The organism is Pantoea sp. Seng (assembly GCF_009829935.1).
In the GTDB taxonomy this organism is placed as follows: Bacteria; Pseudomonadota; Gammaproteobacteria; order Enterobacterales; family Enterobacteriaceae; genus Pantoea; species Pantoea communis.
Genome location: NZ_SZZV01000005.1, coordinates 77,024 through 96,344 on the forward strand (window position 1 = coordinate 77,024; position 19,321 = coordinate 96,344).

Below are 19,321 nucleotides of genomic sequence, written 5' to 3' on the forward strand. Positions count from 1 at the left end.
AGATGCCATCATTGCGCCGCAGTTTTCCACTGATTCCATCCACCCTGAGGACGCCGCCATGCTCGGTACAATGCGCTTTTGCACTTGTCTCCGTTCGCTTTACGATAAGCGGCCCTCCGTCATCTGTTGTTCGCAATTCTCGCTCACCATGCGGTGAGGCCAGCTTAACGCGCTATGCTGTTGGACATGACTAAAGACAGACGCGATCTGACTTTACTGATGTCTATCGGTTGCGGCGGTTGATCCGCCCGAAGACGTTATTCGCCGGGGAATTTTCCTCATTGCTGTGCCACTGGCACCCACTCATCCTTCATTACGGGGATTTGTGTTATGAATCCATTGAAAATCGCTGCCAGCGTTGCGGTAGCGCCAAGCCTGAGCCTGAACACCGCGCGTGATGTGGTGACGCTCGACAATACTGATTTTACCGATGTGGCGGCGGTGGTCGTCTCACTGGCGGATACACGCAGTGGCGTGTTAACGCTGTTGCGCCAGACCGGCTTTAATCTGCCGGTGTTTGTCGCCAACGCGTTCGATGAAGAAGTGCTGAAGCTGCCGGGCGTGACCGGGGAAATCAACGGTGCACCGGAAGAGTGGGAAGCGCTGGAAGAAGCCGCGCAGGCGTATGAGTCTGACCTGCTGCCGCCGTTCTTCGATACCCTGACGCGCTATGTTGATATGCAGAACAGCACCTTTGCCTGTCCGGGCCATCAGGGCGGGGCGTTTTTCCGTAAGCATCCGGCCGGGCGTCAGTTCTATGAATTCTATGGGGAGAACGTGTTTCGTTCCGACATGTGCAACGCCGACGTCAAGTTGGGCGACCTGCTGATCCATGAAGGTTCGGCCAAGCATGCACAGAAGTACGCAGCGAAAGTGTTTAACGCCGATAAAACCTATTTCGTGCTGAACGGCACCTCCAGCGCCAACAAAGTGGTGACCAACGCCATGCTGACGCGCGGCGATCTGGTGCTGTTTGACCGCAACAACCATAAATCCAACCATCACGGTGCGCTGATTCAGGCGGGCGCTACGCCGGTGTATCTGGAAGCGGCACGTAATCCGTTCGGCTTTATCGGCGGCATTGATGCGCACTGCTTTGATGAAGCCTACCTGCGCGAACAGGTGCAGAAAGTCGCGCCACATCGCGCCAAAGATCAGCGTCCGTTCCGTCTGGCGATCATCCAACTTGGCACCTATGACGGCACCGTCTACAACGCGCGTCAGGTGGTGGATCGCATCGGCCATCTGTGCGACTACATCCTGTTTGATTCTGCGTGGCTGGGCTACGAGCAATTTATCCCGCTGATGGAAGGCTGCTCGCCGCTGACGCTGGAGCTGAACGAGAACGATCCCGGCATTTTCGTTACTCAGTCGGTGCATAAGCAGCTGGCGGGCTTCTCGCAAACCTCGCAGATTCACAAGAAAGACAACCACATCCGTGGTCAGAAGCGCTTCTGTCCACATAAGCGTCTCAACAACGCTTTTATGCTGCACGCCTCAACCAGCCCGTTCTATCCGCTGTTTGCCGCGCTGGATATCAATGCGCGCATGCACAAAGGCGAAGCCGGGCGCAGCATGTGGCACGAATGCGTCACCATCGGCATTGATGCACGTAAAGCGATTCTGGAACGCTGCGAGATGATTCAGCCGTTCCTGCCGGAGAAGGTGCACGGCAAGCTGTGGCAGTCGGCGGAAACCGAGGTTATCGCCGCCGATCCAGCTTACTTCAGCCTGGCGCCAGGCGAGAAATGGCACGGCTTTGAGGGTTACGCCAGCGAGCAGTATCTGGTCGATCCCTGCAAGCTGCTGCTGACCACGCCAGGCATTGATGCCGCCAGCGGTGAATACACCAGCTTCGGTATTCCGGCGACTATTCTGGCGAACTACCTGCGCGAGAACGGCATTGTGCCGGAGAAGTGCGATCTCAACTCCATCCTGTTCCTGCTGACGCCAGCGGAGAACCCGGAGAAGATGGCGCATCTGGTGGCGATGCTGGAGCAGTTTGAACACCATGTGAAAGAGGATGCGCTGCTGGCTGAAGTGCTGCCGAGCGTCTATCGCAAAAACATCGAGCGCTATAAAGGCTACACGCTGCGCCGCCTGTGTCAGGAGATGCACGATCTCTACGTCAGCTACGATGTGAAAGATCTGCAGAAAGCGATGTTCCGCGAGGCCTGCTTCCCGAAAGTCGAAGTGAATCCACAGGATGCGCATCAGGCTTACATCCGTGGTGAAGTAGAGCTGGTGGCAATTGCACAAGCTGAAGGGCGCATTGCTGCCGAAGGCGCATTGCCTTATCCACCAGGCGTGCTGTGCGTGGTGCCAGGCGAAGTGTGGGGTGGCGCGGTGCAGCGTTACTTCCTCGCGCTGGAAGAGGGCATCAACTTGTTGCCGGGCTTCTCACCGGAGCTGCAAGGGGTTTACACCGAGGAAGATGACAGCGGACGTAAACACTTAGTGGCGAATATGATGGTGCGCTAACCTGCCCGACGGCGTGCGGTGCAATCACCGCACGCCGTCAGCACCTTATCAGTGACGAACCACCTGAATTTTCTCTTTAGCCAGCCTTCCTGTGCGGTATGTCGCCTGCTTGCGGCGTTTACCGGTAATGTAAACACCGACGCACAGCACCATAAACGTCACCATCAGCGTCATCAGACTCTCGTAGCGATACTGTGGCAGATAGAACATATAGCCCAGCACACTGACAATCATCAAAATGCTCAGCCAGGTCAGCCACGGGAACAACCACATTTTAAAATCAGGCGTGATGCCCTGTTTTTCCATCGCCGTACGCATTCTTAGCTGTGAAACGGCAATCACCAGATAGACAATTAACGCGATCGCACCAGTGGTGGAGATCAGAAAGGCAAACACCTCGCCCGGAAAAGCGTAGTTGGCAATACAGGCGACAAAGCCCGCCAGCGTGGAACCCAATACCGCCACACGTGGCACGCCGCCGTTGGATACCGTGGCACAAGAGGCCGGGGCATTACCGCGTTTACCCAGAGAATAGAGCATGCGTGAAGCGGTATATAACCCGGAGTTCATGCAGCTGCACACAGCAATCAGCACCACCAAATCCACCACCAGTTTGGCACCGGGGAAGTTCAGGGTGGACAACACATACTGGAATGTTCCCTGGGCTAACAGCTGCGGATCATTCCATGCCACCAGCGACACCACGAGGAAAATAGACAGCAAATAAAATAATGCGATGCGGTAAACCACCAGATTAATCGCACGGCTGATTTTTTTACCAGGGTCTTTAGATTCCACGGCGGCAATGGTGACCACCTCCGCGCCAAAGAATGAAAAAATGGTCAGTAAAATACCGGTTAATACTGCGCCAAAACCGTGCGGCATAAAGCCAATACTGTTATATAAATGTGCCACACCACTGACATTTGCCAGCGGCCAGTATCCGGAAATCGCCACAATCCCGATGCCAATAAATCCAATAATCGCTACCACTTTGATGATGGCGAACCAGAACTCAAAGGCGCCAAAGTTTTTAACGCTAAAAAGATTAGTGACAGTGAGCAACAGGATAATCGCAGTGGTAAATTGCCACGAGGCAATGGAAGGGAAATAAGCATGCAGAATATCGGCTCCGGCAATCGCTTCAACCGGAATCAGTAACACCCAAAACCACCAATATAGCCAGCCGATAGTGAAACCGGCCCATGGACCAATGGCTTTCGCCGCGTAGGTGGAAAAGGATCCCGAATCAGGTTGCAGCACGGCCATTTCCCCCAGCATGCGCATCACCAGCAGTACCAGCACACCGGTCATCGCGTAGGAGAGCAACACGGCCGGGCCCGCCGTGGCGATGGCATTCGCGGAGCCGACAAATAACCCGGCACCAATAATGCCAGCAATGGAGATCATACCAACCTGTCGATCTGAAAGGCCGTCGCCTAACGAGTCCTGTTTTGCGGGTGAATGGCTCATACATTTCCTCTTAGCAATTCAGGCATGACATTGGATATCCCACGGGATGCAAGCATCCGTGTTGATGAAATAATGTTGATATGCCCGATACGATGTTATTTTCCGCGATGAAGTGTGATCTTCATCGATTTTTTAATTATTTAAATCAATGCCAGGAATTATTTATAGAGCGATATAGGCCGTTGTTAATTTATCTGTGGAGACGTGAAATAATCATTGCACCTTATTGAAAAAAGGGTCAATCAGGGCGGGAATGTGAGATGGGAAGAAAACGAAAGAATATAGAATATAAATGTTAGGCAGGTCGTGCGTGTGGTTGTAAAAACAACACGTTGCGATGGGCGAAGTTTCACCATATTGATTTCTTATTTTTGTGAGGTCAGGCGAAATTTATCGACGAGGTTTATATCGGCAAGGGTAATTAAAAAAGAGGCAGTCAGAGTCAATGTTTTTCTCTCTGTCTGCCCCTAAAATAACTAATGCATTAACTCATCAGTTGATGATTAATACCGATGATAACTACGCTGTGCCTGATTCACCTTGTACAGATAGCGACGTGATTCGCCCGATGGGTGGCTGGTGGTCAGCGTTTGATACACATCATTTGGCGACATGTCGTTAATCTTGGCGAAGGCACGGTCTTTATCGCTGGAGAACACGCGCAGTACGCTACCCGCGCCGCCGTTGTAGGCGGTAATTACCGCATAACGGCGTGACACTGGATCCTGAATCCCGCCTAAATAACTCTTCTGCAACAGCGACAGATAGGCCGTTCCCGCATCAATGTTATTGGCCGGATCGAGCAGATAGCTGCGGCTCGGTTTACCCCATTTGCCCTTCATGCGGAACACGTCCACGCCAGCGGTGTGCTGAACCACCTGCATCAAGCCCAGCGCATCGGAGTTGCTGACCGCATAGGGGTTGAAGCTCGATTCGGTCTGCATAATCGCCAGAATCAGTGATGCATCCACGCCGTACTCTTCAGCGGCTTTACGCACCAGCGGCAGATATTTGTGCGCACGTTTGTCGAGGTGGTTTGGCACCATCGGAATGGTGACTGACCAGATGACGTGCAGGCCAGAGGTACGTTTTTGCAGTTTGTTCTGAATCAGATAATCGGCAAAGCTGGCGGCGCGGCCCTGCCAGCGAATCGGCTGACCGGTGTTATCCAGCACCTGGCCGTAAAGCAGCGGCTCTTTACTGATCTGAATATCGTTGGCATCGGAGTAGAGATCGACATTACCCGGATCGTCACCAATCAACAGCGTGGTGATGATCGCCTGGCGCAGGCTGGCCATCGGATCGGTACCGGCAATGGTCTCAATGGTGATGCTACCGCTGTCGAAGTTGATGTGACTGCGGGTGTAATAGCTGTCGCTATATTTGACGTAATCCTTCGGTCCGGCGATCAGAACCTCATTGATACCCCAAATATTTTCAATGTTGGCGGCAAACTGCCCCATCAGGATGTCGAAACCGTTGGTGTCCTTAACCCACTCTTCGTGATACTGCGATTTTTTTTGTCCGGAGCAGGAAACCAAAAGTGGAGCAATCACTAACAGCGCTATCAGTTTTTTATTCATTGTAAATGCGTGCCTGATTCAAAAAGAGGGCCTCAAAGGGAGGCCCTGAACGATTATTTTTCTGGCGGGGTGAAACCTTCGATGTGCACATCTTTGCCTTCGAACAGGAAATTGATCATCTCCTTTTCCAGCACTTTGCGATCTTCCGGGTTCATCATGTTGAGCTTTTTCTCGTTGATCAACATGGTCTGCTTGGACATCCACTGCTGCCAGGCTTCTTTGGAAATCTCATTGTAGATGCGCTTACCGATCTCGCCTGGATAGAGCTGGAAATCCTGCCCTTCAGCGTCGCGTTGCAGAAACGTACAAAAAATGGTGCGGCTCATTACTCTTCCTCTTGGATCACGCGCGTGTGCAGTGCCAGTTGCTGGGGATGGCGCAATTCGTGCAGTAAACGCTCTACGGGCGCTGCCAAACCCACTGACGGTGGTTGCGCTAAGTTATACCAGAGACCGCTCGCTTCATCCATCAGCGACCCGGCAGAAGGCCACGCCAGCCACATAGGCACAATGTCTAAGTGGAAATGACTAAAGGTATGACGAAAAGCCGTCAGCTGCTGTGGTTTGGCGTGAATGCCGCGTTCGGCCAGCCAGTCAGTTAGCGCTTGCTCACTGGTGAACTGTGGGAAGCAGAACAAACCGCCCCATAATCCCACCGGCGGACGTTGCTCCAGGAATACGTCGTCGCCGTGCTGAATCATCAGGAACCAGCCGGTGCGCTCTGGAATCGTCACTTTGGGTTTCTTACCCGGATATTCGGCCCAACTATTGTTGGCATACGCGATACAACCGTTGCTGACCGGGCAAATCTCACACTTAGGACGTGAGCGAGTACACACTAATGCGCCGAGATCCATCATTGCCTGATTAAACTGGCTTACGCCTTCGGCAGGTGTCACTTCTTCGCTAATCTGCCATAAACGTTTCTCAACGTCTTTTTTGCCCGGCCAACCACCGACAGCATAACACCGGGCCAGCACGCGCTTGACGTTGCCATCCAGAATCGGGAAATGCAGGCCCAGTGACAGGGATAGCACAGCACCCGCCGTCGAACGCCCAACGCCGGGCAGCGCGGCCACATCATCGAAATTGCGCGGGAACTCGCCACCGTGCTTATCCACCACCTGCTTCGCCGCTTTATGCAGGTTGCGCGCACGGGCGTAGTAGCCGAGTCCGGTCCACAGATGCAGTACTTCGTCCAGCGGTGCAGCGGCCAGATCGGCAATCGTCGGGAAGCGCGCCATAAAGCGTTCAAAGTAAGGGATAACGGTGGCAACTTGCGTCTGCTGCAGCATCACTTCGGAGAGCCACACTTTATAAGGTGTCTTCTCCTGCTGCCACGGCAGGGTTTTGCGGCCGAAGCGCTGATACCACTCCAGCACCTGTTGCGCGAACTGCGGCGCTTGCATCATTTGAGGAAATATTCCGTGTTTGCTCTACAATCAGGCAGGAATTCCAGCACAGAGACATCGGGGTGTAAACCGGAAGATTGCAAAGGCTTGCTTCTGCTATCTAACTTTGCATAATGCCCGTTTCCCAGAAAGGCTAACCAGCAGGCTTCAACATGATTAATGACGTCATCACCCCGGAATTTGATGAGAACGGGCGGCCATTACGCCGTATCCGCAGTTTTGTGCGCCGCCAGGGGCGCTTAACGAAAGGACAGCAGCTCGCGCTCGATAATTACTGGCCGGAGATGGGCGTCGAGTTCCAGCAGGAACCGCTGGATTTGGCAGCACTGTTTGGCCGTGAAGCGCCAGTGGTGCTGGAAATCGGTTTTGGCATGGGCGCCTCACTGGTGACCATGGCGCAAAATAATCCTCACCAGAACTTCCTCGGTCTTGAAGTGCATGCGCCGGGCGTGGGAGCCTGTCTGGCTTCTGCCAAAGAGGCAGGCGTGGAAAACCTGCGTGTGATGTGTCACGACGCAGTAGAAGTGTTGCAGCAGATGATTCCGGATAACTCACTGCGCATGGTTCAGCTGTTCTTCCCGGACCCATGGCATAAAGCGCGCCACAATAAACGTCGCATTGTGCAGGTACCTTTTGCCGAGCTGGTGATGCGTAAGCTGAAGCTGGGCGGTGTGTTCCATATGGCCACCGACTGGGAAGATTACGCGACACACATGCTGGAAATCATGAACAGCGTGGATGGGTATAAGAACCTGTCAGAAGCTAATGATTACGTGCCGCGTCCGGAAACGCGTCCGTTAACGAAATTTGAGCAGCGCGGGCAGCGACTGGGCCATGGCGTTTGGGATCTGATGTTTGAGAGGATTAAATAATGGCCGTACAGCGTAGCCGTCGTTTACGTAAAAAACTGCATATCGATGAGTTTCAGGAGTTAGGTTTCTCTGTTGCCTGGCGTTTTGCCGAAGGCACCACCGAGGAGCAGATTGATGCCACGCTGGATCAGTTTATTACTGAAGTGATTGATCCCAATGGCCTGGCGTATGACGGCAGCGGTTATCTGGTGTGGGAAGGTCTGGTTTGCCTGCAGGAAACCGGTAAGTGCACCGATGAGCACCGTGAGCTGGTGCGTAAATGGCTGGAGAAACGCGAGCTGTCAGATGTTCAGGTGACTGAACTCTTTGACGTCTGGTGGGACTAAGTACTCTACTGGCCTGAGATATCGCTTCAGGCTAGCTCACTTGCGCTTTTGGCGCCGGGCAGTGCGCTCACAAGTTGCGAAAGCGACTTGTACGCCCAAAGGGCGGCTCCGAAAGGGGCGAGCAACGTGAGTCATCTTATGTACTCAGGCGCGCTCCGATTATTGTGCGCTGACCGCCACCAAATTCGCTGCGCCGCTTACGCCTGACTTGTACTAACTGCAAAGGCGTGGGCGGCTTTTCATTTTAGGGAGATTTCATGGTTCGTAAGGCGCTTCTTACCGCACTGCTGCTGGCCGCAGCGACACAGGCGCAGGCTGATTATCAGTGCAGCGTTAATCCTCAGGATGATGTGATCATCAAACCGCAGAGCGTGCAGGTGGTCGGCACCAACGGTAATCTTGAAATCTCACCGCAGGGCGATGTGACCTTTAACGGGCAGAAAGCCAACGTGGATAACGCCACGCGACAGAAAGCCATCGACTATCAGAATGCGTTACGTCGGGACTTGCCGTGGGTGGATAACGGGGCCTCGACGCGTCTGGAACGCAGCCGTGTGGCGCTGGATAAAGTGATTGTGGAAAAGCTCGGTGCCAACAGCAACGTGCGCAATCGCCTGACCAGGCTGGATGGTCAGCTGAAGCAGCAGATGAACCGTATCATTGAGCATCGTCCGGATGGTTTGACCTTCCACCATCAGGCGATTGACCAGGTGCGCGCTGAAGGCGAAAAGCTGGTGCAGAGCACGCTGGGCGGTATTATGCAGGATAGTCTGAACGAGATGGGCAGCAGCCAGGCCGCCAGCGGCAGTAATCCACTGCAGGCGATCATGGGCAACCTCGGCGGTCTGCAGCAGGCGGTTCAGGCGGAATGGAATAAGCAGGAAAAGGACTTTCAGAACTTCGGTCATGAGGTGTGTAATCGCGTGACGGATCTGGAAGGGCAGCGCAAAGCGTTAGTGCAGGGCGTTAAAGGTTAAAAAAACCAGCGGGACGAAATAGCGTGCCGCTGGGTTATATGACTGTTTGGACTACATAAACAGTTCAAGCAGCGAATTCAGGAACAACTTCCCTTTTTCGGTTATCTGCCACTGCTCTGCGGTTTCCACCACGTAACCTGCCTCGATCGCTGCATCCATCTGTGCACGAATTACTTGTTCATCCAGCCCGGTATAGCGGCTGAAATCTGCACGCGGTGCGGCTTCCAGCAGACGGAAGCGGTTCATAAAGAACTCAAACGGCTTGTCTTCGTTCTCCACATCGTGCTGCTTGTCGAGGTAATTACCTTGCATAAAGCCGCGCGGATGACGGGTTTTCACCGTACGCACAATTCTGCCATCCGGCTGCGTCAGCTTGCCGTGGGCACCACAGCCGATACCGAGGTAATCACCGAAGCGCCAGTAGTTGAGGTTGTGCTCACAGCGATAACCCGGCTTAGCATAGGCCGAGGTTTCATACTGCTGATAACCGGCGGCACTCAGCAACTCATGACCTTGCTCGTAGATGTCCCACAGCGCATCGTCATCCGGCAATACCGGCGGACGCGAGCTGAACATCGTGTTCGGCTCGATGGTCAGCTGATACCACGACAGGTGCGGCGGATTCAGCGCAATCGCCTGACGCAAATCGTCCAGTGCCTCTTCCAGTGACTGATCGGGCAAGCCGTGCATCAGATCGAGGTTAAAGCTGCGCAGACCAAGACCGGCGGCGAGATGGGCGGCACGTACCGCTTCATCAGGGCCGTGAATGCGCCCTAAGCGCTCCAGCTTCTGCGGGCTAAAACTCTGCACGCCAATCGAAATACGGTTAATACCGGCTTTCTGGTAGCCGCTGAAGCGATCCGCTTCCACGGTGCCCGGATTGGCTTCCATGGTGACCTCTGCATCGGCCGCCAGCGGCAGGCGCGCACGCACGCCATCCATCAACATTTGCATGGCGTTGCTGCTGAGCAGGCTCGGTGTGCCGCCGCCAATGAAGATGGTTCGTACTTCACGGCCAGCGGTTAGCGGCAGGTCCTGTTCAAGATCGCTGAGCAGGTGCTGCACATACTCGATGTGCGGCACCTCGCCTTTTAACGCGTGGGAGTTGAAATCACAGTACGGACACTTCTGCACACACCACGGAATGTGGATGTACAGGCTTAACGGAGGTAACTCAGGCATTGCGCATCGCATCCAGTAACAGCGTCAATGCTTTGCCACGGTGAGAAACAGCACGCTTTTCATCTTTACTCAGCTCTGCTGCGGTTTTGCCCAGTTCAGGAACATAGAAAATCGGGTCGTAACCAAAGCCGCCTTCACCTGCGGCTGCACGGGTGATTTCACCCGCCCAGCTGCCGTGGAACACCAGCGGTGTCGGATCTTCAGCATGACGCACATAAACCAGCACACAGTGGAACTGCGCCTGACGCTCGCCCTCCGGCACGTTTTCCAGCGCCACCAGCAGCTTATCGAGATTTTGCTGATCGCTGGCGTCTTCACCGGCATAGCGCGCAGAGTAGATGCCTGGCGCGCCGCCGAGCGCATCCACCGCCAGACCAGAGTCATCGGCAATCGCTGGCAGACCGGTGATCTGCGCAGCATGACGCGCCTTAAGAATGGCATTTTCAATAAAGGTCAGACCGGTTTCTTCCGCTGACTCAACGCCCAGCTCGGTTTGTGCCACGATATCGAGGCCGAAGGCCGCTAACAGATCGGCCAGTTCACGAACTTTGCCCGGATTACCGGTGGCGAGTACGACTTTTTGCATAACAGTTCCAGATTAACGAATTACAGCAAATACCAGAGACCCGGGAACAGGTCCATGCCGAGGAAATTCAGCGCGTACAGCACCAGAATCACAATCATGGCAGAGAAATCGATGCCGCCCATCGCAGGCAGAATACGGCGAATCGGTGCCATCAGCGGTTCAGTCAGCTGAATCAACACGTAATCAATCGGGCCACGTCCCTGGCTGATCCAGCTCATCAGCGAACGAATGATGATCACCCAGAACACCAGATAACCGGCGGATTTCACCAGTGACAACAGGCCGACTAACAGATTGGTGGGATCCACGGAGAACACGCCAACCTGAATTAACAGTAGCACCGGATATTTCAGGGTGGTCAGCACAAAGGCCAGCACCAGCGAGGCTGTGTCAATCGGGCCTATCGCTGGCAGCACGCGGCGCAGCGGCTTGATAATCGGCTGTGTAATCTTCACCACAAACTGTGACAGCGGGTTGTAGAAATCACAGCGTGACCACTGCATCCAGATGCGCAGCAGCAATACCATCACGTATAGGTCGATCAGCGTTTTGACTAAAAACGTCATTGTTAACATGAGGTTCCTCAATTATTGTTGTGAAGGTCGCGCATAATCCCGCGCGCCAAATACGGCGGTGCCAATGCGCACCATGGTGCTGCCTGCGGCGATTGCCGCATCCATGTCGTCGCTCATTCCCAGAGAAAGCGTATCGACGTCAGGGTAATCCTGTTTTAGAGCGTTAAACGCGTCAGCCATCTGCTGACATACCGCGAACTGCCGATCGTAATCTGGCTCCGGCGCCGGGATTGCCATTAATCCGCGCAAACGCAGACGTGGCAATGCGGCTATCTGCGCCGCCAGCGCCGGAATCGCCTCCAGCATGATGCCAGATTTGCTGTTCTCGTCACTGATATTTACCTGAATTAACACGTTAAGCGGCGGTAACGCTTCCGGACGCTGATCGTTGAGGCGTTGTGCAATGCGTTCACGATCCACGGTGTGACACCAGGCAAAATTCTCCGCCACCAGGCGGCTTTTATTGGATTGCAGCGGCCCGATAAAGTGCCACTGCAGATCAGGATGTGCGGCCAGCTCAGCCACCTTTTCAACCCCTTCCTGTACGTAATTTTCACCGAATGCCTGCTGACCCGCAGCAATCGCTTCTGCGACTGCGCTCGCAGGTTTAGTTTTGCTCACTGCAAGCAGGGTAATTTCTTCTGGCGCGCGGCCGCAGCGTGCAGCGGCAGCGGCGATACGCTCACGCACTTGCTGTAGGTTGTGCTCAATGGAAGTCATAGTCAGGAGAAGTTAAATGGATTTGGATGAAGTTGTGGCCCTTAGTGTAAAGCATAACGCCGCCGATCTGCACCTTTGCAGCGGACATTTACCGCACTGGCGCCGACAGGGCGTGCTGGAGCCGATCCCACAGCAAACCGCACTGGATGGCGACTGGCTGGAAACCTTTTTGCAACAGTGGCTCAGCGGCGTGCAGCAGGATGAGCTGGAAGCGAGCGGGCACGTTGATTTTGCCATCACCCTGGAAAGCGGCGTGCGTTTGCGTGCCAACCTGTTTATGCAGCGCCACGGTTTATCGCTGGCGCTGCGCTTGATTGCCAGCCAGGCACCCGATATCAACCAATTGCAGCTGCCCGACGCAGTACAGCAGTTGTTGCAGCTGGAGGAGGGGCTGATCTTAATCACGGGTGCCACCGGCAGCGGTAAATCCACCACGCTGGCCGCGCTGGTGGACAGCCTCAATCGCGAACAGGCGCGCCATATTATTACGCTGGAAGATCCGATTGAGTTTGTGCATCACAGCCAGCGCTCGTTGATTCAGCAGCGGGAAGTGGGAACGCACGCGGCATCATTCCAGCATGGATTGAAAGCGGCTCTGCGCGAAGACCCGGATGTGATTCTTTTGGGCGAGCTACGTGACAGCGAAACCATTCGACTGGCGCTGACGGCGGCAGAGACCGGGCATCTTGTACTGGCAACGTTGCACACGCGAGGTGCCACGCAAGCGGTGGATCGTCTGGTGGATGTGTTTCCCGCCGAGGAGAAAAATCTGGTGCGCACCCAGTTGGCGGGCAGTTTGAAAGCGGTGCTGGCGCAGCGTTTAGTGCCGGCGAAAAACGGCGGACGGATTGGCTTGTTCGAGGTGTTGGTGGCCACGCCTGCGGTGACCAATTTAATCCGCGAGGGCAAGATGCATCAACTGCCTGGCGTGCTGCAAACCGGCGCGCAGTCAGGGATGCAGACGTTCGCGCAGAGCGAACAGGCGCGACAACAGGCGGGATTGATTTGAGAATTTGCGAGTCGATTCAAAAGGGCGGGCATGATTTGCGTGCCTGCGAGTTGCTACTAAAGGGCGGGGCATGATTTGAATGCTTGCAAGTCGATACAAGGGAGTGGGCATGATTTGAGTGCCTGCGAGTCGTTACAAAGAGGTGGGGATGATTTTAATGCCTGCGAGTCGTTACAAAAGGGCGGGGCATGATTTGCACGCCTGTGAGTTAATACAAGTGGCAGAATTGATTGGCGTGTTTGCAGGTTGCCGTAAATGGCGAGAGCACAATAGCCTAGCGAATAACACGCAAGCTGTTGCCGCAATTTGTCAGGTGCGCATTCACGCGCACCTGGATTTCAATCAGTGCGTATCGAACCAATCTTCCAGAATGATCACCGCCGATTGCGAATCGACCTGACCTTTCTGCAATGCACGGAAGCCACCGCGTTCGAACAGGTCGGCGCGCGCTTTCACGGTACTTAACCGCTCGTCTTGCAGCTCAACACGCACACCGAAACGGCCATGAATACGATTGGCGAACTTACGGGCGCGATCGGTTAACGGCTGCTCGGTGCCGTCCATGTTCAACGGCAAGCCCACCACCACGTAATCAGGCTGCCACTCTTTCAGTAGCTTCTCGATCAGCTTCCAGTCTGGCGTGCCGTCCTGTGCTTTGAGCGCGGTCAGAGCGCGTGCGGTGCCGGTCAACTGTTGACCGACCGCCACACCGATGCTTTTGGTGCCGAAATCGAAGCCCAGCAAAGTTTCACTGGCCATCAGGCGTGCCCTGCATCGCTGGTCATATTATGAATATCGATGCCCATGCTGCGTGCAGCTTCGCGCCAGCGCTCGGCTATCGGCGTCTGGAACAGAATATTGCTATTGGCGGGCGTGGTCAGCCAGGCATTTTCCAGCAGCTCATTCTCCAGCTGATCTTTCTCCCAGGCGCAATAACCTAACGCCACCAGCACGTTATCAGGCTGTTCTGAGGTGCCGATCGCTTCCAGCACATCCCGCGAAGTGGTGATCACGGTATTGTCAGAAATTCGAATGCTGGAAGAGTAAATTTTCTGGGCAGAGTGCAGGATAAAGCCGCGATCTTCCGCCAGCGGGCCGCCAGCGAATACCGGCTTATCCAACTTAATGGCAGGATCACGTTCTGATGGGCTGATTTTAAGTTTCTTCAGAATGCCTTCGACCGTGAGGTTATCCATCGGCTTATTCACGATCAAGCCCATGGCGCCATCTTCATTGTGCTCGCAGATATACACCACCGAGCGTTTGAACAGCGGGTCCTGCAGCGACGGCATCGCAATCAAAAAATGGTGCTGTAAATTCATTCTCACTCGTATACCAAAAATAACCGGCGCGGCCGCAGCCACGTCGGTTTTGGGTTCTCACGGCGCTTACACGCCGTTGACATCAGCCCAGGCGTTTCTCAATGGCATCCATCAGCATGCCGGTGATCGAGATCGGGAATGCAGCCTCGATTTCACGCACGCAGGTTGGGCTGGTTACGTTAACTTCGGTGAGTTTATCACCAATGATGTCCAGACCGACAAAAATCAGCCCTTTAGCTTTCAGCGTTGGACCCACGCGACGGGCGATTTCCCAATCGCTGTCACTCAACGGGCGTGCTTCACCGCGGCCACCAGCTGCCAGGTTTCCACGGGTTTCGCCACCCTGTGGGATACGCGCCAGGCAGTAAGGCACCGGCTCGCCATCCACCACCAGCACGCGTTTATCGCCCTCTTTGATCGCTGGCAGATAGTTTTGCGCCATGCAGAAGTTCTGGCCGTGGTTGGTCAGGGTTTCGGTGATGACGCCAAAGTTCGGGTCGTCCTGCTTCACGCGGAAGATCGAGGCACCGCCCATGCCGTCCAGCGGCTTGAGGATCACATCACCGTGCTCCTGCCAGAAGGCTCGCAACTGCTCTTTGTTGCGGGTCACCAGCGTATCTGGCGTCAGGTCGGCGAACCAGGCGGTGTACAGCTTCTCGTTGCAGTCACGCAGGCTCTGCGGTTTGTTGACGATCAGCGTGCCTTGCTCTTCCGCGCGTTCCAGCAGGTAGGTCGCGTAAATGAATTCAGTATCAAACGGCGGATCTTTACGCATCAGCACGACGTTGAGATCGGCCAGTGGAATCACCTGCTCGCTACCGAACTCGTACCATTTGTCGTAGTTCTGCTCCACGCTTAACAGACGCGTGCGGGCGTAAGTGACGCCGCCGCGCAGGGAGAGATCGCCCATCTCCATGTAATGAATTTCGTAACCACGGCGCTGTGCTTCCAGCAACATGGCGAAGCTGGTGTCTTTTTTAATGTTGATGGACGAAATTGGGTCCATAACGATGCCAAGCTTAATCATTATTCTCTCCTCAAAGGGGGAATTTATTGCCCCATTCCGTGACAGCGCTGTGGCTTTTCACGTGCGTAGTTTTAAAACCCTAAAAGTATCCCTTAACCCAGGTCACCAAACCTCACCTGAAGTGCCGTAATGGCCGTCAGTGCGGTAGTTTCTGTACGCAACACGCGTGGGCCCAACAAAATATCGGTGAAACCTTGCTGCGCGGTCATGGCAATTTCGTCTGCGGATAAGCCGCCTTCCGGACCAATCAGCAGGCGTACACGCTCAACCGGCTGCGGCAGAGTGTTAATACTGTGGCTGGCGCGCGGGTGCAAATTGAGCTTTAAACCGCTTTCCTGCTCGGCACACCAGGCTTCCAGCGTCATCGCTTCACGGATTTCCGGCACACGATTACGGCCGCACTGTTCACAGGCGGCAATCGCAATTTTTTGCCATTGCTGAATCTTCTTCGCCAGTCGTTCAGCATCCAGCTTTACGCCGCAGCGCTCCGAAAACAAGGGTGTAATTACGTTCACGCCGAGTTCGATCGATTTCTGGATGGTGAATTCCATCTTTTCGCCGCGCGACATCACCTGCCCAAGATGGAGATGGAGCGGAGATTCACGGTCATCAGGCTGACTGGCAAGGACCCTTACTTTTACACGCTTTTTATCAGCCTGGGTGATTTCGGCGTTAAAAGTCAGATTACTGCCATCAAACAGCTCAATTTGTTGACCGGCGGTCATGCGCAGCACGCGCCCGACGTGGTTAGCGGCATCTTCGTCGAGGAAGACTTCACTGTTAACTTCAAGAGGTTCGGGATGATAAATGCGAGGTATGCGCATGCGGTTCCTGCCAGCGTTATGCCGTGTCTTCGGACACGGCCCAATCGGAAAAAAGCTAGTGTAGGGTAGCGCTTTTAGCGCTGGCAAGCCTGTTGTACATAGGGATTGTGATTTCCCTGCACCTGCGCGATACGGTTGTCGCGTTCACACTCCCATTGGCTTACCGGATATTGCTTGTTCCAGGCGGTGAACAGCTGGGTCTGCTGGCGTGACAGACGCAACTGATACTGGTCACGCATGTAGAAGTAAGTGCGGGCGATGGCACCGCGCGCACGCTCGGGTGGCTGCGCCAGCTTCTGCTTGAAATCGACTTTCATTGCGCATTGACCATATTGCGCGTCGCCGCCGTTCCACTGACTGTACTGGAAGTTATTGCGATCGCCATTCACTTCACCAATCGCCGGCTGCAGATTGTGCAGGTCGCTTTCAATGCGGCGGTAATCGGCATCTTTACTGCAGTTTTTACGGCCGCCATTTTGCCAGCACTGGCGCTGATGGCCGAACTCCCATGCGGGCATCACATGTTCCCACTCAATACGTTCAGCGCGGTTGGCATTTTTACGCACGCTGTAGCCGCAGCTACTGAGATCGGGCACGCCTTTCTTGCCGTGCCAGCTGATTTTACAGCCGCAGTAAAATTCTGCCGGGGCATCGGCATTGATCTGCGCGGCGACCACTTTGGCCTGCTGGAAGTTGTTTTGATTGTAGTGGGTGATGCTGAGGCTGAAGGCGCTAATGGGGGCAACTAATAAGGAGAGTAACAACAGCGTTTTGCGAGACATATTCCAAAAATTACCTGATGCGTAAAAAGGCGGCAGGGTAACAGAATGGCGCAGGGTGGGAAATCAGATAAACGGATTAACCTGCTGAAAATTCACCAGGTTGCAGCAAAGTACCGCATTGCACGCAGCGGTATTCACTTTCCCCCCGTAACACGCGATTGTGGCGGCGTACGGTGAGCTGATGTTGCTGACAGCGGCAGCGATAGGGGAAGGTATTACTGCGCACCGAAGCGATTTCGAACTGATGGGTACGACGCGCGGGAACGCCGAGCACGCTCTCCATCATCCACTTCCACTCTTTGCCGTGCGGCGGCACGCGGCCAAAGGTTTTCCATACCAGCAGGTGCGCCAGTTCGTGCGGCACCACCTCATCCACAAATGCCTGCTGATTCTCCAGCAATAGCACCGGGTTGATGCGAATCTCCCATTTCTCCAGCCAGGCCGTACCGGCAGCGGTGCCGCGCTGCTGATACACCAGCTTCGGCTCGTCATAGTGACGCTCCAGCTTTTGATTGGCGAGCTGCAAATGGTGACGCAACGAGCGCATCACGGCTTGTTGTAGGGCGATGGGAAGGCGAGGTGTTTTCATGCCGGGCAGGATAACCTGGTACGCACAAATGCGCACCTGACGAAACACACAAAAAAAGGGCCGCCAATCGGCAGCCCTTCGTATCGCTTATCGACCTTATTGCTGGCCGATATCGCGCAGTTTTTTACCTTTCATCAGGTTGCGCTCGATGTGTTCCAGCGAGACGTTTTTGGTCTCAGGAATCAGCGCCACGGTCAGCAGGATAAAGAACACGTTCAGACCTGCGTACACCCAGAAGGTCGGCGCGTTACCCAGCGTATTCAACATGGTCAGGAAGGTAGCACCGACAATCATGTTGGCAATCCAGTTGGTTGCGGTCGACACGGTGATACCGAAGTCGCGGCCTTTCAGCGGCTGAATTTCTGAACACAGTACCCAGATCAACGGGCCGGCAGACATCGCAAAACCAACAATGAACATCAGCAGCATGGCGACAGCGAAGTACTGTGCGGAAGCAGAGTTGATGCCAATGTGCAGCATGGTGCCGAGGATGCCCATACCGGCAGCCATCACGATGAAGCCCAGCACCAGTGTAGGTTTACGGCCCCAGCGATCCACCAGACCGATAGCAATAAAGGTCGCCAGTACGTTGACCAGACCAACAATTACTGTGCCCCACATCTGCTGAGTAGTATTGGCGAAGCCCGCAATCTCAAAGATTTTTGGCGCGTAATACATGATGACGTTCATACCGGTGAACTGCTGCATTACCTGCAACAGCACGCCCAGGAACACCGCGCGACGGAAGTTGCTGTTGCTCTGGAACAACTGCCAGCCAGACTGTTTGATCTTCAGGCTTTCACGAATCTCATCCAGTTCACGTTTAGCTTGTTCGCTGGTATCACGCAGACGAGCCAGCACGCGTTCTGCACTGCGGAAATCGCCTTTCGCCGCCAGCCAGCGTGGACTGTTTGGCAGGAAGAATACGCCTACCAGCAGCAGCACGGCCGGAATGGTGATGATACCCAGCATCCAGCGCCATGCGCCTGCGTCACTAAATGCAGTGTCAGACAGATACGCGCCCAGGATACCGATGGTGATCATCAGCTGATACAGAGAAATCATGCTGCCACGAATCTTTTCCGGTGCGATTTCAGAAAGATACAGAGGAGCAGTGTAAGACGCGACACCTACTGCCAGGCCGAGTACTACACGTGCAGCAATCAGCATATCCGGGCTAACCGCCATGGCTGACCACAGTGAACCGATCACGAACAGAATGGCACCCGCCATCAGGCTCTTTTTACGGCCGAGATGTGAAGACATCCAGCCGCTACCAATCGCACCCACAGCCGCACCGAACATCATTGAGCTGACAATCCACTCTTGCTCATGTGCAGTCACGTTGAAATCTTTGGCGATGAAGGGCAGGGCACCAGCGATAACGCCGATATCCAGACCAAACAGCAGGCCGGCCAGAGCCGCTAAGAAGCAGACAAACAAGGTCATCATCTTGTTCGACGTTCTGCTCTTATGAGTATTACCAGGCATAATGCCTCCGAAGTTTATCTATCATTGTTTTTATCAATGTTATGAAACCTGCCGACGGAAAAAAGTGAGGACGATCACATCAGTGTAATCG

At 54.5% G+C, this 19,321-nt stretch carries 20 protein-coding genes; 5 read left to right on the plus strand and 15 right to left on the minus strand.

The genetic code is table 11. The annotated features are described in order from the left end of the window. Nucleotides 1–330: 330 nt before the first annotated feature. Nucleotides 331–2,481, plus strand: coding sequence for an ornithine decarboxylase (locus tag FD737_RS06485; protein ID WP_034823280.1), 2,151 nt, complete (start codon nt 331–333; stop codon nt 2,479–2,481). Nucleotides 2,482–2,529: 48 nt separating this feature from the next. Here the strand turns inward: FD737_RS06485 and FD737_RS06490 are convergent, their stop codons facing one another. From FD737_RS06490 to mutY, 4 genes are all read right to left on the minus strand, one after another. Next, entirely contained in the window at nt 2,530–3,954 is a 1,425-nt protein-coding gene (locus FD737_RS06490; RefSeq protein WP_160833042.1) for an amino acid permease, read from the minus strand. A gap of 503 nt (nt 3,955–4,457) precedes the next feature. Continuing rightward, entirely contained in the window at nt 4,458–5,537 is a 1,080-nt protein-coding gene (gene mltC / locus FD737_RS06495; RefSeq protein ID WP_034823279.1) for a membrane-bound lytic murein transglycosylase MltC, read from the minus strand. Nucleotides 5,538–5,590: 53 nt separating this feature from the next. Then, nucleotides 5,591–5,863, minus strand: a complete 273-nt coding sequence (locus FD737_RS06500; protein ID WP_034823278.1) for an oxidative damage protection protein — start codon at nt 5,861–5,863, stop codon at nt 5,591–5,593. Beyond that, nucleotides 5,863–6,948, minus strand: a complete 1,086-nt coding sequence (mutY, locus tag FD737_RS06505; RefSeq protein ID WP_160833043.1) for an A/G-specific adenine glycosylase — start codon at nt 6,946–6,948, stop codon at nt 5,863–5,865. The genes FD737_RS06500 and mutY overlap by 1 nt, the downstream gene beginning before the upstream one ends. Before the next feature lie 152 nt (nt 6,949–7,100). Here mutY and trmB point away from each other — a divergent pair, with 152 nt between their 5' ends. From trmB to FD737_RS06520, 3 genes are all read left to right on the plus strand, one after another. Next, a complete protein-coding gene (trmB, locus tag FD737_RS06510) occupies nt 7,101–7,820 on the plus strand; it encodes a tRNA (guanosine(46)-N7)-methyltransferase TrmB (protein ID WP_058959332.1) in 720 nt (239 codons plus the stop codon). Continuing rightward, nucleotides 7,820–8,146 (plus strand): YggL family protein, encoded by a 327-nt coding sequence (locus tag FD737_RS06515; protein ID WP_034823275.1) that lies wholly within the window; start codon nt 7,820–7,822, stop codon nt 8,144–8,146. Before trmB ends, FD737_RS06515 begins: the two co-directional genes overlap by 1 nt. A gap of 257 nt (nt 8,147–8,403) precedes the next feature. Further along, nucleotides 8,404–9,123, plus strand: coding sequence for a DUF2884 domain-containing protein (locus tag FD737_RS06520; protein ID WP_160833044.1), 720 nt, complete (start codon nt 8,404–8,406; stop codon nt 9,121–9,123). Between the two features lie 51 nt (nt 9,124–9,174). Here the strand turns inward: FD737_RS06520 and hemW are convergent, their stop codons facing one another. The 4 genes from hemW to FD737_RS06540 are packed head-to-tail and all read right to left on the minus strand — an operon-like array spanning nt 9,175 to nt 12,186. Next, nucleotides 9,175–10,305, minus strand: coding sequence for a radical SAM family heme chaperone HemW (gene hemW / locus FD737_RS06525; protein ID WP_034823273.1), 1,131 nt, complete (start codon nt 10,303–10,305; stop codon nt 9,175–9,177). Further along, entirely contained in the window at nt 10,298–10,891 is a 594-nt protein-coding gene (locus FD737_RS06530; RefSeq protein ID WP_160833045.1) for an XTP/dITP diphosphatase, read from the minus strand. Before FD737_RS06530 ends, hemW begins: the two co-directional genes overlap by 8 nt. Nucleotides 10,892–10,911: 20 nt before the next feature. Then, nucleotides 10,912–11,466 carry a YggT family protein gene (locus FD737_RS06535; protein WP_034823271.1) on the minus strand — a complete coding sequence of 185 codons (555 nt, stop codon included), beginning with the start codon at nt 11,464–11,466 and terminating at the stop codon, nt 10,912–10,914. A 12-nt stretch (nt 11,467–11,478) separates the two neighbouring features. After that, entirely contained in the window at nt 11,479–12,186 is a 708-nt protein-coding gene (locus FD737_RS06540) for a YggS family pyridoxal phosphate-dependent enzyme (RefSeq protein ID WP_160833046.1), read from the minus strand. A 16-nt stretch (nt 12,187–12,202) separates the two neighbouring features. Between FD737_RS06540 and FD737_RS06545 the strand changes: the two genes are divergently transcribed. Then, entirely contained in the window at nt 12,203–13,195 is a 993-nt protein-coding gene (locus tag FD737_RS06545; protein ID WP_160833047.1) for a type IV pilus twitching motility protein PilT, read from the plus strand. A 342-nt stretch (nt 13,196–13,537) separates the two neighbouring features. On the opposite strand, the gene ruvX is transcribed toward FD737_RS06545, so the two are convergent. The 7 genes from ruvX to FD737_RS06580 form a co-directional block, all read right to left on the minus strand. Beyond that, on the minus strand, nt 13,538–13,954 hold the full coding sequence (ruvX, locus tag FD737_RS06550) for a Holliday junction resolvase RuvX (protein ID WP_160833048.1): 417 nt from the start codon (nt 13,952–13,954) through the stop codon (nt 13,538–13,540). Next, complete coding sequence (locus FD737_RS06555; RefSeq protein WP_160833049.1) at nt 13,954–14,517, minus strand: YqgE/AlgH family protein; 564 nt, start codon at nt 14,515–14,517, stop codon at nt 13,954–13,956. Before FD737_RS06555 ends, ruvX begins: the two co-directional genes overlap by 1 nt. Before the next feature lie 82 nt (nt 14,518–14,599). After that, nucleotides 14,600–15,544 (minus strand): glutathione synthase, encoded by a 945-nt coding sequence (gshB, locus tag FD737_RS06560; protein ID WP_034823266.1) that lies wholly within the window; start codon nt 15,542–15,544, stop codon nt 14,600–14,602. 92 nt (nt 15,545–15,636) lie between these two features. Beyond that, the gene (gene rsmE / locus FD737_RS06565; protein ID WP_038644914.1) at nt 15,637–16,368 is read right to left on the minus strand and encodes a 16S rRNA (uracil(1498)-N(3))-methyltransferase; all 732 of its coding nucleotides are present in this window, start codon (nt 16,366–16,368) and stop codon (nt 15,637–15,639) included. A 74-nt stretch (nt 16,369–16,442) separates the two neighbouring features. After that, nucleotides 16,443–17,150 (minus strand): deoxyribonuclease I, encoded by a 708-nt coding sequence (gene endA / locus FD737_RS06570; RefSeq protein WP_034823262.1) that lies wholly within the window; start codon nt 17,148–17,150, stop codon nt 16,443–16,445. A gap of 76 nt (nt 17,151–17,226) precedes the next feature. Next, the gene (locus FD737_RS06575) at nt 17,227–17,739 is read right to left on the minus strand and encodes a SprT family zinc-dependent metalloprotease (RefSeq protein WP_160833050.1); all 513 of its coding nucleotides are present in this window, start codon (nt 17,737–17,739) and stop codon (nt 17,227–17,229) included. A gap of 96 nt (nt 17,740–17,835) precedes the next feature. After that, the gene (locus FD737_RS06580) at nt 17,836–19,230 is read right to left on the minus strand and encodes a sugar porter family MFS transporter (RefSeq protein ID WP_045814697.1); all 1,395 of its coding nucleotides are present in this window, start codon (nt 19,228–19,230) and stop codon (nt 17,836–17,838) included. Between the last annotated feature and the right edge of the window lie 91 nt (nt 19,231–19,321).